Here is a 14,074-nt window from a genome sequence, read left to right as displayed (position 1 = left end):
ACGGAGCCTGCGCATGCCCAAGCCCACCTTCCTTCCCGACACCTCGATCTGCGAACTCGTGCCGCTGTCCACTCACGTCTCGCCCACCGTGCTTAAAACCACCGGAGGTGATTTCCTGATGGTCTGGCGCCTGGGCGGCCTGCCATTCGTGGGGCGCGAGGAATGGGATCTGGAACACCGCCACGCCACCTTCAATCGCATGCTGCAGACCTTGCGCGCGCCCGATTTCGTCAACGTCGCCTTCTGGGTACACGACGTGCGTCGCCGACGGGGCATAACCGAGCGGGCCCGGTTCGCGCAATCGTTCAACCAGGCTCTCTCCGACGCCTATCACGACGCCCTGTCGAGCCAGAAGCTCATGCAGAACGAGCTCTACCTCACGATGCTCTACCGTCCGATCGTCAGCGGAAGGAAGCTGGCCGAGAAATCGAGCGACATCACCCGACTCGAAGCCGAACAGCAGCAGGCTGTCGGCACCATCCTGGAACTGGCGGGCAACGTCGAGGCCGTGCTGAAGGACTACGCCCCACATCGCCTTGGCATGTATGAAGCAGCCAACGGCGTGGTGTTTTCCGAAGCGCTGGAGTTCTACGGCTACCTGCTCAATCGCCTCGACGAACCCGTGCCCGTACTTCCCGCACCGGTCTACAACTACCTGCCGGTGAGCAAGCAGCGCTTCTCCGCAAAGACTGGCGATTTCGTCATCACCACGCCGCAGGGAACCAACCATTTCGGCGCGATCCTCAACATCAAGGAGTATACCGACGGCACCTATCCCGGCATCCTCAACGGCCTCAAGTACCTCGGCTTCGAGTACGTCATCACCCACTCCTTCAGCCCGATGGGGCGACAGGATGCTCTCAAGGTACTGGACCGCACCAAAGGCATGATGGTGTCCTCCGGCGACAAGGCCTTCAGCCAGATCGCCGAGCTTGACCTGGCGATGGATCAGTTGGCGTCCGGCAACTTCGTGCTCGGCGAATACCACTTCACCATAGCGATCTATGCAGCCAGCCAGGACACGCTGTCGCAGCAGATCGCTGCCACCCGCGCGGAGCTCTCCAACGCGGGCTTCGTCTCGGTCAAGGAGGACCTCGCCGTCACTTCCGCCTTCTACGCGCAGTTTCCCGGCAACTGGAAATATCGCACCCGACTGGCCAACGTCAGCTCGCTCAACTTTCTTGGCTTGAGCCCCCTGCACAACTTCGCCATGGGCAAGCGGGAGCACAATCCCTGGGGCGACTGCGTCACCACCCTGCAGAGCGCCAACGGGCAGCCCTACTATTTCAACTTCCACGCCACCCATCCCGCCGAGAATTCCCTGGGCGAGAAAGCCATCGCCAACACGATGGTCATCGGCAAGTCCGGCACGGGCAAGACGGCACTGATCAATTTCCTGTTGAGCCAGGTCCAGAAGTTCGAGCCGTCACCGACCATCTTCTTCTTCGACAAGGATCGTGGCGCCGAAATCTTCGTGCGTGCCTGCGGCGGCAACTATCTGGCCCTCGAGAATGGCCAGTCGACCGGATTCAACCCGTTCCACTGCGAGCGTACCGAAGCCAACGTGCAGTTCCTGGCGGACCTCGTCAAGGTGCTGGCCGGCAAGAGCGTGTACAGCTCGCGCGAAGAGGAGGACATCTTTCGCGCGGTGGAGAACATGCTCGACACGCCGATGCGCTTGCGCAACATGACCAACTTCCAGAAGAGCCTGCCCAACCTGGGCGACGACGGCCTCTTCATCCGCATGCGCAAGTGGACCGCCGGCAACTCGCTTGGATGGGTGTTCGACAACCCGGTCGACACCATCGACCTGGAGAAGGCCAGCATCATCGGCTTCGACTACACCGACATCATCGACAACCCGGAAGTGCGCGTGCCGGTGATCAACTACCTGCTGCACCGGCTGGAGGCGCTGATCGACGGCCGCCCACTGATCTACGTGATGGACGAGTTCTGGAAGATCCTCGACGGCAAGGGTGGCCTCAAGGATTTTGCCAAGAACAAGCAGAAGACCATCCGCAAGCAGAACGGCCTTGGCATCTTCGCCACGCAGAGCCCCGAGGATGCGCTGGCCAGCGACATCGCCGCGGCGCTGGTCGAACAGACCGCCACGATGATCCTGCTGCCCAATCCGAACGCCAGTCGAGAGGACTACATCGACGGCCTCAAGCTGACCGAAGCCGAGTACCAGGTAGTCGTCGGCCTGGACGAGCGATCACGCTGCTTCCTGGTCAAGCAGGGCCACGCCAGTGCGGTCTGCCAGCTCAACCTGCGCGGCATGGACGACACCCTGGCGGTGATCTCCGCCTCGACCGACAACATCGAGATCATGCACCGGGTGCTGCGGGAACGGGCCGCCATCGAGGGCATTCCTGTCGACGAACTCCGGCCCAAGCAATGGCTTGAGCATTTCTACCGGGATCGCAAGGGCAGCGGCAAAGCCAGATCCGTCGCTTCCGCACCGGCCCCATTGGCCCGCTCGGCATCGCTGTAACGGCACCGGCCACCGACAAGGAGCACGTCATGGGCAGCAGGAAAAACCTCCACTCCACTCTCCGGCAACGCGCACGCGCCATCGTTGCCGGGCTCGCGCTGTCGCTTGGTTGTGGGTTGATGTGCGGTACGGCGCAGGCGGACTGGCTGGTCAGTGACTGGCAAAGCATGGCCAAGGCCGTGCAGGAATATGCCGAGCAGGCCAAGCGCTGGGCCGCGACCGTCCAGCAGCACCGCAACACGCTCGAGCACTACAGGCAACAGCTCATCAGCCTCAAGCAACTGAACGCCTCGCTCTTCGCCATGCAGAACTCGTTCCAGAAGGTTCCCGCGGACTACAACGTCGCCGACGCCTGCCCCGGACAGGGCAGCGGTGGTTTTTCCCTGTCGAACGTGCTGCGCTCGCTTGCACTCGACATGAGCGGCAGCGTCACCGAGCAGCAGCTGAAGATCTGTCGCTCGATCGTCATGCTGCAGAACCGCAAGTACAACGACACGGTCGACTACATCGAGCAGCTGTCCAAAGCCAGCCACGAGCTGGAGCAGATCGAGAGCCAGCGCGCGGGCGTAGGCACCGAACAGGGCAAGCTGGCTGCCAACGACAACGAAGCCGAGCGGTTCCAGAACCGCGTCACCGACGCGCAGCAGAAGTGGCAATCGAACATGGTCCAGTCCGATGCGCAGATTGCCATGCTGCAGACCATGCAGAGCGCGCTGGCGCGCCGCGCCATGAACGGAAGCCAGGACGTCCTCGGAGAAGTCGTCAATGCGGCGGCACTGAAGGCGGCGTTCCAGTAGCGCCGGGCTCGCTGGCACCAGGACGGCAAGACAACAAGGAAGCAGCGATGCCCTCGACCATAGGCGATTTCGTCTATTTCAAGCTGGTCTACGACTACCTTGAGGACAAGATCAGCGAATTCGGCATGGACCTCATGGGTCGGGCGATGTCCTGGGCCAGCGGTGTCGCGCTGGTGCTGGTCACGCTTTGGATCATGATCCAGGGATACCGCATCATCTCCGGCCAGTCGCGCGAATCGATGATGGCAATGGTGACCCAGATGACGCGCGTGGTGATCATCGTCACCGCCGCCACCACGATGTCCATATTCGGCAGCAGCCTGCATCGCTTCCTCACCGTCGATCTCGCCAAGGAAATCAACCAGGTCCTGACGGGCAGCGACGACACGCCGGCGGACCTCATCGACAGGAACCTTGCCTGGACCCAGGCCACGCTGGGTGTCATCGACGCGGTCCAGGTACCCTTCAGCGATGCCGAAACCCGCGAGAAGAAGGAGCGCGCCCTGCTGCTGGCAGGCTTCGGTACGGCCAGCGCACCCATGGCCGCCGGCGCCATGCTGCTGCTCTACCAGTTTGCGATCGCTCTTTTCATCGGCCTCGGCCCGCTCTTCATCCTCTGCCTGATCTTCGACCAGACGCGGGACCTGTTCCGCAAGTGGCTCTTCTACGGCATCGGTACGCTCTTCTCGATGGCCACGCTGGCCGCGATCTCCGCCATCGTCCTGCAACTGATGATCCGCATCGCCGAGGCCGTCTGGGGCGCACGCATCATCAACCACTTCCTGGCCGGTGATGCCGAGGGCATCTCCAGCCAGGCATTGCAGCAGGGCGGCATCGGACTATTGCTGACCGTGCTGATCGTCTCCGTGCCTCCCATGGCCGCGATGTTCTTCCAGGGTACGCTGGGCAACTTCCTGACGTACTCGGCATTCGCCAGTCCGAGGGGCAACGGGCCCGGCCCGCAAGGGCAGCCACCCGGCTCGTACGCCTCACCGCCGGCCGCACTCCGGGCGAACGAATCGGTGCCTGTGCGGATCGGCGCCATGGGAGGACCTCCGATCGCGCTCCCGGACACGGTCAAGGGAGCGCGAGTGTGACCCCGGCGCGGACTGTGGCCTGCCTCGGCCTTCTGCTGGGCGCGCTCCTGTCCTTTCGCACGGCACACGCCGAAGGCGGCTGCCCGCCTGGCTATTACCCCATCGGTGCGCCATCGGGCCAGCAGGGCCCGCAGGGTTGTGCGCCCATCCCAGGCTACGAGCAGGTGCCCCGACAGCAGGAGCCCGAACAATGGGAGGAGCCATGGATTTCGCTGGCCATCGATCCGGTTAGGGGCGTGCTGGGCGTGGATACGGACGAGGTCTACTGGTCCGTGGCCCAGACAGACGCACTCATCGAGTGCAAGACACGAGGCGGTGTGAAGTGCAGGACATGGGAGACGTTCAAGAATGCCTGTGGAGTGGTCGTGACGGGTCGCGACTATCACGTGGCGATCGAGACAGACGAGGGCACGGCGGCGGACAAGGCGATGAGGAAATGCAAGCAGGAGGACGGACCGGTCTGCCGGGTCCTGTTCTCCGGTTGCAGCCGTCCGGTGCGTGTAGCGCCCGCACCGGCACGCATGGACTGACATCCGGAGGACACGATGTTGCACAAGGACGAGCCTGGCTCGAGGTGGCTCCCGGCCGCAGTTGACGGCCTTTGGCCGGGCAGAACCCGAACCGGGACCCTGGCATGCGTTGCGCTCCTCGGGGCGCTGCTGCTGCCAGGTCTGCTTCGAGCCCGGGATGCCTGCTCCCCGGGCGAATACCAGGCGACGCCACCGAATACCCCGGGCCCTATCGCCTGCGCGCCCATCCCCCTCGACGGGAACGGACGCGTACTGGGGCCCCCACCGCGGGCAAACCATTGGGGCGCGATCGCTTCCGACTCGTCGGCTGTCCATGTCGCGGCATCGGTGGATCTCCCCAGCAAGCCGGAAGCCGAACGGGCGGCGCTTGCCTCATGCAGGGACGGCGGCGGCACCAATTGTTCGGTGGCCATTGCCTACGGCAACGGCTGCGGTGCCCTGGTGGCGAGCGAGCGCGGGCTCGCGTCCGGTGCGGATGTCACTCGCGACTTCGCGAAGCAAGGAGCCTTGCATCGTTGCCGCTCCAGCGGCGGCCTGCAATGCCGTGTAGTCCACGTCGCCTGCAGCGACCCGTCGTCGAACCACTGAACCCCGGAGACCACTTCCATGAAGAAGGCAATCCTGAAAGGCCTGCTGTTCGGCGCCCTCCTGACCGGTAGCGCGGGCGCTACCGCGCGCGGGTATTACGAGTTCATTCCCTACTACGGCAACGATCCGTTCCTGTTCTGCACCCTCGGCGTCCCCACCGATTGCTGGGCACCGATCAGTGCCGCCACGGGTACCTTCACGGTGACCAACTACTACTGTTTCAACGCGGTGTCGGCGGCGCAGTTCGCGCGCGTATGCCCGCATGCCTTCATACCGGAGGCATCGATCTTGCGCGGTCACGATCCATTGCGCGCGCCTGTGTCCCGAAGTGCGCCGGCCCGGTTGGGCAAAGGCCCGGACAGGGTCTGAAGAGCGGTCGGAATATCCGGACGAGGCCACCATGGTGGCCCAGGACAACCGTCAGGCGAATGAGAACATGACCCCCAGAACAAAGACGGCCATCGCGGTGACCTGCGCGCTCCTGGCGCTGGCCGCGGGAGCGCGAGTAGCCGGCTGGCTCGCAATGACACTGATCCACGTGCATGCGCCCCTCGGCTTCCTGACCTATTGGGGCTATCTGGCAGCACTCGACCACCCCGCCGTGCAGCCTTACGCGACGATGATCAAGGTGGCAGGGGTCTTGGGATTGGGCGTGCCACTGCTCGCCTGGCTGGGGCTGCTGTACGTGCTGTTCAGACCCTCAAAACGGTCGACCCATGGCGACGCAAGATTCGCCCACCGGGGCGACCTTTCCCGACTTGGGCTGCTGAAGGACGACCCGACCGGCATCATCGTGGGCAAGGTGGGAGGTTCGTTCCTTCGCCTCCCTGGAACGCGCCATGCCCTGCTTGCCGCACCGACGCGAAGCGGCAAGGGCGTCGGTGCGGTGATCCCGAACCTCCTCAGCTACCAGGGCTCGATGGTCGTGCTGGACATCAAGCAGGAAGCCTTCGACATCACCTCGAAGTGGCGTTCCACGCTCGGTCCCGCTTACCTGTTCAACCCGTTCGCCGAAGACCTGCGGACCCATCGCTGGAACCCGTTCGCCTACGTGCGCACCGGAACCATCCATCGCACGTCGGATCTTCAGGCCATTGCCGACTGCCTGTACAAGGATCCGCCGAACCAGGACCCCTTCTGGGCAAACATGGCGCGCTCCACTTTCGTCGCATCCGCCAGTCTGCTGTTCGACTGTTGGGCCGACGGCCTCGACAAGGGCTTCGCCAAGGACGATGGCTACCCCACGCTCGGCGCCATCTATCGGCTGCTCTCCGGCAACGGCACGGATCTCAAGTCACATGTGAAGTCCATACTCGAGCATCCCCATGTCAGCCAGGAAACACGCACGGCGTTTGCCAACGTCGTTTCGCTTGCCGACCAGACCTTCACCTCGGTGATAGCCAGCACGCAAGCCCCCCTTCTCATTCTCGCCAACCCCATTCTGGACAAGGCAACTTCGGGCAACGACTTCTGGTTGCCCGACCTTCGCCGCCGGATGCAATCGATCTACGTGGGCATCTCGCCAGGCAAGCTAACCGAGGCCGCCGGCCTGTTGAACCTGTTCTTCACCCAGGCAATCAAGCTCAACGTGGACATCACGCCCGACAAGGACCCCACGCTCCGGCATCCATGCCTGTTCATGCTGGACGAGTTCACCGCGCTGGGACGGGTGGATGTGATGGTCGACGGCGTGGCCTATTTCGCCGGCTACAACGTGCGCGTGTTCTGCGTGATCCAGTCGCTATCCCAGCTCGATGCGGTGTACGGGGCAGACAAGGCCCGCAGCATGATCACCAACCTGGCCTGCCAGGTGATCTATACGCCGCGTGAGCAACGCGACGCGAACGAGTACAGCGAGATGCTCGGCTACACCACCGAACGCAAGCGCCAGCGCACGCGCTCCAGGGGCGGCTTCGGCCAGGGAAGCAGCGTATCCCTGGCCGAGGTGGAGGAGAAGCGCGCACTGATGCTGCCGCAGGAACTGAAAGCACTCGACCCGAAGAAGGAAATCGTGTTCATCGAGGGCACGCCGCATCCAATCCGCTGCAGCAAGGTGCGCTACTACGAGGACAGCTACTTCAAGGCAAGGCTCCTTGGCGCCGCCAGCGTGCCCCGCCTGGAAATCGGCCGGCACCCCAGGGAAGTCAGCGAAATGGATTAGCCACCGGCGGCGTCGCTTGCCCGGATGCGGCTCTCCAACGCATCGAAGAACTCCACGGGCAACTCGGCCCGCACCGGCACCCGCCACCACACCGGCTGCGCGAAGCGCCGGCACTTGATGGCGTCCTTGTCGGTCATCAGCACCGGCAGGTCCTCGCCGAAGTTGAAGTCCGAGGGGACGAAGGCGTGGTGGTCGGGGAAGGCGTGCTCGACCGGCAGGATGCCGTAGCCGCGCAGGCTGTCGAAGAAGCGGGCCGGATGGCCGATGGCCGCCACGGCGTGCACGCGCTGCCCGGTGAAAGCGGTCAGGGGCTGGCAGGTGTCGTCGGTGAGCGAGCAGGCCTCGCCACCGCGCAGTTGCATGGAATAGGCGCCCATGCGCTCGCCACCGTTGCACACGCGGATGTCCGCGGTGGCCAGGCGCATCAACGGTTCGCGCAGCGGGCCGGCCGGCAGCAGGCGGCCATTGCCGAAGCCGCGCACGGCGTCGATGACGCACACTTCCACGTCGCGGGCGAGACGGTAGTGCTGCAGGCCATCGTCGGCGATGACCACGTCGCAGCCGGCATCGATCAGCAGGCGGGCGGCAGCGGGACGGTCGCGGCCCACCGCCACCGGGATACCCTGGGTGCGGATCAGGCTGGGTTCGTCGCCGACCTGCTGCGGATTGGGCGCGTCCCCGAGCAGCAGCGGCTCGCGTTGGCGCCCGCCGTAGCCGCGGCTGACCACCCCGGGCGTGAATCCGCGTTCACGCAGCGCCTGGGCGACTGCGATGGCCAGCGGCGTCTTGCCGGTGCCGCCGGCGGTGATGTTGCCGATCACCACGACCGGCACGCCCAGGCGCACGCTGCGTCGCCAGCCATGCCGGTAAAGAAAGCGACGCAGGCCACTGACGCCCGCGTACAGCCAGGCCAGCGGGTATACCCACGCGGGAACCCGGCCTTCGCCGTACCAGGCTTCTTCCAGCTTCTGCGCAAGCGCCATGAGACGCCTCAGCCTTCTTCCTGCTCGTGGAACTGCATGCGGTGGAGTGCGGCGTACTGACCGCCCAAGGCTACCAACTCGGCGTGAGTGCCGCGTTCAACGATACGCCCCTGATCCATCACGGCGATCTGGTCGGCGTGTTCGATGGTGGACAGCCGGTGCGCGATCACCAGCGTGGTGCGGTCGCGCATGAGGCGCTGCAGCGCCTGCTGGATCAGCCGCTCGGATTCGGTGTCGAGTGCGCTGGTGGCTTCGTCCAGCACCAGGATCGGGGCGTTCTTGAGGATCGCCCGGGCAATCGCCAGCCGCTGGCGCTGGCCGCCGGAGAGCATGCCGCCGCCCTGCCCGATCGGGCTGTGGATGCCCTCGGGCATGCGCTGGATGAACTCCATCGCGTTGGCCGCCTCGGCCGCGGCGATGATGTCGGCCTCGCTGGCACCGGCCAGTTCGCCGTAGGCGATGTTCTGCGCGATGGTGCCATCGAACAGCACCACGCTCTGCCCCACCCAGCCGATCTGCCTGCGCAGCGAAGCCAGGGTGTAGTCGCGGTAGTCCTGCCCATCGAGCACGATGCGACCGGCACTGGGCTCCTGGAAGCGCGGCAGCAGGCTGACCAGACTGCTCTTGCCGCTGCCGGAACGGCCGACCAGCGCGGTCACGGTGCCCGGCCCGCAATGCAGGTCGATGCCGCGCAGGGTGTCGGACTCGCTGCGCGGGTAGCGCAGGCGCACGCCTTCGAAACGCAGGTCGCCATGGGTGCGCTGGAGCACGATCCTCCCGGTGTCCTGCTCCGGCGGCATGTCGATGACCTCGAACAGGTCCTCGGCCGCCGAAATGCCGCGCTGGATGGTGCCTTGCACGTTCGCCAGGCGCTTGAGCGAGGGCATCATCGCGCCCATGGCGGTCAGCACGGTGACGAACACGCCGGGCGAGATGCCATCGATGACCTGCGGCCGCGTCGCCAGGTAGACCAGCAAAGCGAGCGCGAGCGCGGCGACGGTCTGGATCGCGGTGCTCGAAGTGGCGCTCGTGGTGGCGATCTTCATGTTCAGGCGGCGTGCCCGGTGGGAGACGTCGGCAAAGCGCGCGGCCTCGTGTTGCTGCCCGCCGTAGACACGCACTTCGCGGTGCGCGTGGACCGACTCGTCCACCGCGCCGGTCACCGAACCCATGGACCCCTGGATGCGCCGGCTGATCTGCCGGTAGCGCCGGCTGACCATGGTCGCGACCAGCGCGATGCCGGGGGCCATCATCAGCAGCGTGAGCGACAGGTAGGCGCTGTTGCTCAGCATCACGTACAGCATGCCGATGACCGTGACGCCTTCGGTCACGACCACTTTCAACGCATCCGTCGAGGCCGACGCCACCTGCTCGCTGGTGTAGGTGATGCGGGAGATCTGCTGGCCGGAGGGCTCATTGCCGAAGAATGCGGCCGGCAGCCGCAGGTACGCGGTGAACACGTCCGCCTGCATCGCCTGCACGACGTTGCGGCCCACGTACGAAATGCCGTAGCTGCTGACGAACGTGCCCACGCCGCGCGCCGCGAAGATGCCCACGATCCAGATCGGCATCCAGAAGATCAGGTACGGGTCCTTCTTGGCGAAGAGCTCGTCGATCATCGGCCGCAGCTTCTGGGTGAAGGCTGCCAGCGCTCCACCGTCGATCGCCATGCCGACAATCGCGATCGCACCGATCAACCACCACCGCCGCGTATAGCCGAGCAGCCGCTTGTAGACGCGCAGGGTTTCGGCGTCCCAGATGGCCACCTTGCCCGCGGCTGTCAACGTGCGGCGTCCTGGCTGGGCGTGGTCGCGATCGCCAGGCGGGTGAAGCCGAGCTGGCCGAGCGCATCCATCGCGGTGACGACGCTCTGGTGCGGCGTCTGCGCATCGGCGCGGATCGTGACCGGCCGGTCGTGGTCGTCGCCGGCCACGCGGGCGATGGCCTGCTTGAGCGGATCGACACCCTCGCCCACCACTTCGTCGCTGCCGACATAGAAGTGGCCTTCGCGGTCGACCATCACCGTCAGCGCGGGCGCCTGCATGTCGCGCTCCTCGGCGCTGGCCTGTGGCAGCGTGACCTGCAGGCGCGAATGCTGCACGAAGGTCGTGGTCAGCACGAAGAACATCAGAAGCGTCAGCAGCACGTCGATCAACGAGATCACGTTGATCTCGAAGTCGTCCTGCCGGCGGTCGGAACCGATACGCATGCTTACCCTCAGGCGCCGGTCGCGGCGGTCGTCGCCGTGCGACGCGGACGCGCCGCCGGAACCGGCGCGCCGGTCAGATCATCCAGCAGCGCGGTCGCCTGCTTCTCCATGTCGACGCAGTAGCCGGCCACCTTCGAGCGGAAATAACGGTGCAGCACGTAGGCGGGAATCGCCACCACCAGGCCCATGGCCGTGCAGATCAGCGCCTCGCCGATGCCGCCGGCCATCTTGGTCGGATCGGCCATGCCGCCGGCCATCACCTGCATGAACATGCGGATCAGGCCGATCACCGTACCGAGCAGGCCCAGCAGGGGGCCGATCAGCGCGATGGTGCCGAGCGTGTTGAGGTAACGCTCCATGCGATGCACGACATGGCGACCGGTATCCTCGATGCGTTCCTTGATCTGCTCGCGCGGACGGTTGCGCACGGCGAGCGCGCCGGCCAGCAATTCGCCCAGCGGCGAACCGGCGGCGAGGGCCTCCAGGTGCGCCGGATCGAGCTGGCCGCTGCGCGCCCACTTGCGCACTTCCTCGCCCAGCCCGTCGGGCAGCACGGCCTTGCGGCGCAGCGACCACCAGCGCTCCAGCACGATCGCCAGAGCCACCGCCGAACAGATCAGGATGGGGGCCAAGGCCCACCCGCCAGCCATCAGAATCTCAAGCACTGCCTACTCCCGCCAGGGCAACTTTCTCAAGGGACGCCGAATCATAGCAGTCCCTTCACATGGTTCCGCGGTGCGCTTGGCAGTTGCAAAAACGCCGGTTCACTCGCGCCAGTAGCGGGGATGGCGCTGGCGCCAGGTGACGACCGCAGCGGGCTCGGCCGTGGGTGCGGCATCGATCTCGATGGCGCCACGCGTGGCGGTGTCCAGCAAGGGCACGCCCGCCTCGGCGTAGCGTTGGAGCACGAGCGGGTGCGGGTGGCCGAAGCGGTTGTGCCAGCCCGCGGAAACCAGCGCCAGGCGCGGGGCGATCGCGGCGATGAAACGGGGGGCGGACGAGTAGCGGCTGCCATGGTGCGGTACCACCAGCACCGTGGAACGGGCATCCCCGACGGCGGAAGCCACCGCGGGCTCCACCCGGCTGCTGATGTCCCCGGTGAGCAGCAGGCGCCCACCCGCACCATCCACGGCCAGCACGCAGGAGCGATCGTTGCGTTTCCCGCCAGTCTGCGGGCCCGGGGAAAGCACGCGGATGACCACTCCGTCCCAACGCCACGCCTGCCCTGCCCGGCACGGTTTCGTCGGCAACGGGATGCGCCCGGGCTCGCTTGCATAGCGGACGGCGTGCGGAAAAGCCGCCGCCACCGCGGGGATCCCGCCGGCATGGTCGTTGTCGCCATGGCTGGCGATCAGGAGGTCCAGTCGGGCCACATCCAGCGCGTGCAGCGCCGGCAGCACCACCGCCTCGCCCAGATCGAAACCCGACGGATAGCGGGCGCCGGCGTCGTAGACCAGCGCGTGGTGCCGCGTCCGCACCACCACCGACAACCCCTGCCCCACGTCCAGCACCCAGGCCTGGAATCCGCCGGCGGCCGGCAACCGCACCACCGGCCAGACCAGCGGAAGGAACAGCAGCAGGCCCAATGGCCGCAGCGGCAGGCCGCGCGGGGCGAACAGCCACAGCGCACCCACTGTGGCCAGCAACAGCGCCCACGGCCCCACCTCGGGCAGGTACCAGTGCGCGCCGGGCCAGGCCGCCATGCGCTCCAGCAACCACCATTGGGCATGTGCGAAGAAGCCTGCCAGCTTGAGCACCGGCGTTGCCGCGACCGGCGCAAGCAGGAGCAACAGCACCCCCAGCAGGACGCACGGGACGACGACGAAACTCACGAACGGCACCGCAACGAGGTTGGAGAGTGCGCCGATCAGCGAAGCCTCGCCGAAGAACCAGAGCGTCAACGGCAAGAGCGCCACTGTCATCACCAGCTGCCCGGCGGAGAGCTCGTGCAGGAAGCCTCGCAGGCCGTGGGAGCGGGCCTGAAGGCAGAGCATCAGGAAGGCCACGCCCACGAACGACAACCAGAAACCCGCCGACAGCACGGCCAGCGGATCGGCCAGCAGCATCGCGATCAGGGCCAGGCCGAGCGTCTGGGCGCCACCGATCGCCCGACGGCTGCAGCGGGCGAGCGCCACCACGACGATCATCAGCAGGGTGCGCACGGTGGGCAGGCCAAAGCCGGCCAAGGCACCGTACAGCCCGGCGGCCAGCAACGCCGCGGCGGCCTGCGCGGGCAACCGCGGCAGGCGCAGTGCCAGGCCTGGCCAGAGCAGGTAGAGCAGGCGCACCAGCCCCACGCCGAACAACGCGGCCACGCCCACGTGGAACCCGGAGATGGCAATGAGATGCGGGACGCCGTTGGCGCGCGCGACTTCCCAGTCGTCCTGGTCAAGCCCGCGCGTATCGCCGATGGAGAACGCCTGCAACAGAGCCGCGTCGTGCGGGTCATGGACGCGCGCGGCGATGCCGCGGGAGACGCGGTCGCGTATGCCGTCGACGCAGTGGCCAGGCGCCAGCAGGCGGTTGGTGCCGTCGGCGCGCACGTAGCCGGTGGCGGCGATGCGCTTTTCCAGTGCGCTGCGCTCACCATCGAAGCCACCGGGATTGAGCAGGCCGCGCGGCCGGCGCAGTCGCACGTGCAGTTGCCAGCGTGAACAGGCCGGCAACACCGGGGCGTCGTCGTACCAGCTCAGACGCACGTGGCCGTGCAGTGGGACCGGCCTCCCGTCCAGGGTCGCGTGATCCACGTCGAACACGAAGCGGGTCGCATCGCTGCGGACCTGAGGCAGCCCCGACAACGTGCCGATGGCGTCGAAGTCCCGTTGCTCCAGGTCGCGTGGCAAGCGGAGGTCGAGCGCCACGGCGCCGCGCCAGATCGCCCAGCCCGCGCCGAGCAGCACCAGCGCCGGCAAGCGCAGCCGCGGCCAGCGCACGCTGGCCCACAGGACGAGCAAAGCGGGAAACGCGCTCCAGGTCGATGGCGGCAAGGCGGACAGCCATTGCACGGCGGCCACGCCAAGCAGCAAGGCGGCTCCGGTTGCCGCCGCACCGGGCATCCGTGCCTCGTGCATCCCATCCTCCCGTCGGAGGCCACAGCGTACCCGGTAGCGGCCGGCGGGATGGCTGAAATGCGTGTAGGGGCAAGGCGCGGTGGACGCGGCGCCCGCGGCGGTTTCAGCCCGCCATCACCGCGCCATGCGGGGGCCCCAGCCCAC

Annotated in this window: 12 protein-coding genes; 7 read left to right on the top strand and 5 right to left on the bottom strand. The window is 66.4% G+C overall.

Translation table 11 applies throughout. The features are described 5' to 3' along the window. Positions 1-13 precede the first annotated feature (13 nt). The 7 genes from LQ771_RS05990 to LQ771_RS05965 all read left to right on the top strand — a co-directional run bounded on the left by LQ771_RS05990 (position 14) and on the right by LQ771_RS05965 (position 7,667). Positions 14-2,494 (top strand): VirB4 family type IV secretion/conjugal transfer ATPase, encoded by a 2,481-nt coding sequence (locus tag LQ771_RS05990; protein WP_231351450.1) that lies wholly within the window; start codon positions 14-16, stop codon positions 2,492-2,494. A gap of 29 nt (positions 2,495-2,523) precedes the next feature. Next, the gene (locus tag LQ771_RS05985) at positions 2,524-3,291 is read left to right on the top strand and encodes a hypothetical protein (RefSeq protein ID WP_231351449.1); all 768 of its coding nucleotides are present in this window, start codon (positions 2,524-2,526) and stop codon (positions 3,289-3,291) included. 47 nt (positions 3,292-3,338) lie between these two features. After that, a complete protein-coding gene (locus LQ771_RS05980) occupies positions 3,339-4,388 on the top strand; it encodes a TrbL/VirB6 family protein (RefSeq protein WP_231351448.1) in 1,050 nt (349 codons plus the stop codon). Then, the gene (locus tag LQ771_RS05975) at positions 4,385-4,918 is read left to right on the top strand and encodes a DUF4189 domain-containing protein (protein WP_231351447.1); all 534 of its coding nucleotides are present in this window, start codon (positions 4,385-4,387) and stop codon (positions 4,916-4,918) included. The genes LQ771_RS05980 and LQ771_RS05975 overlap by 4 nt, the downstream gene beginning before the upstream one ends. A gap of 15 nt (positions 4,919-4,933) precedes the next feature. Further along, entirely contained in the window at positions 4,934-5,506 is a 573-nt protein-coding gene (locus LQ771_RS16060; RefSeq protein ID WP_425491322.1) for a DUF4189 domain-containing protein, read from the top strand. Positions 5,507-5,524: 18 nt separating this feature from the next. Next, entirely contained in the window at positions 5,525-5,875 is a 351-nt protein-coding gene (locus LQ771_RS05970; protein WP_231351446.1) for a hypothetical protein, read from the top strand. Positions 5,876-5,942: 67 nt separating this feature from the next. Beyond that, positions 5,943-7,667: a type IV secretory system conjugative DNA transfer family protein gene (locus tag LQ771_RS05965; protein WP_231351858.1), complete on the top strand. Its 1,725-nt coding sequence runs from the start codon at positions 5,943-5,945 to the stop codon at positions 7,665-7,667. Here the strand turns inward: LQ771_RS05965 and lpxK are convergent. From lpxK to LQ771_RS05940, 5 genes are all read right to left on the bottom strand, one after another. Next, positions 7,664-8,650 (bottom strand): tetraacyldisaccharide 4'-kinase, encoded by a 987-nt coding sequence (gene lpxK, locus LQ771_RS05960; protein WP_231351445.1) that lies wholly within the window; start codon positions 8,648-8,650, stop codon positions 7,664-7,666. The genes LQ771_RS05965 and lpxK overlap by 4 nt on opposite strands. A gap of 8 nt (positions 8,651-8,658) precedes the next feature. Then, positions 8,659-10,416 carry a lipid A export permease/ATP-binding protein MsbA gene (msbA, locus tag LQ771_RS05955; RefSeq protein WP_425491345.1) on the bottom strand — a complete coding sequence of 586 codons (1,758 nt, stop codon included), beginning with the start codon at positions 10,414-10,416 and terminating at the stop codon, positions 8,659-8,661. Positions 10,417-10,430: 14 nt separating this feature from the next. After that, complete coding sequence (locus LQ771_RS05950; protein WP_231351443.1) at positions 10,431-10,859, bottom strand: ExbD/TolR family protein; 429 nt, start codon at positions 10,857-10,859, stop codon at positions 10,431-10,433. Positions 10,860-10,867: 8 nt separating this feature from the next. Beyond that, positions 10,868-11,524 carry a MotA/TolQ/ExbB proton channel family protein gene (locus LQ771_RS05945; protein WP_231351442.1) on the bottom strand — a complete coding sequence of 219 codons (657 nt, stop codon included), beginning with the start codon at positions 11,522-11,524 and terminating at the stop codon, positions 10,868-10,870. Positions 11,525-11,623: 99 nt separating this feature from the next. Then, the gene (locus tag LQ771_RS05940) at positions 11,624-13,930 is read right to left on the bottom strand and encodes a DNA internalization-related competence protein ComEC/Rec2 (RefSeq protein WP_231351441.1); all 2,307 of its coding nucleotides are present in this window, start codon (positions 13,928-13,930) and stop codon (positions 11,624-11,626) included. Between the last annotated feature and the right edge of the window lie 144 nt (positions 13,931-14,074).

The organism is Frateuria soli, assembly GCF_021117385.1.
Lineage (GTDB): Bacteria > Pseudomonadota > Gammaproteobacteria > Xanthomonadales > Rhodanobacteraceae > Frateuria_A > Frateuria_A soli.
The sequence above is the reverse complement of the archived record's forward strand: the minus strand, read 5'-3'. Positions and strand labels throughout refer to the sequence as shown.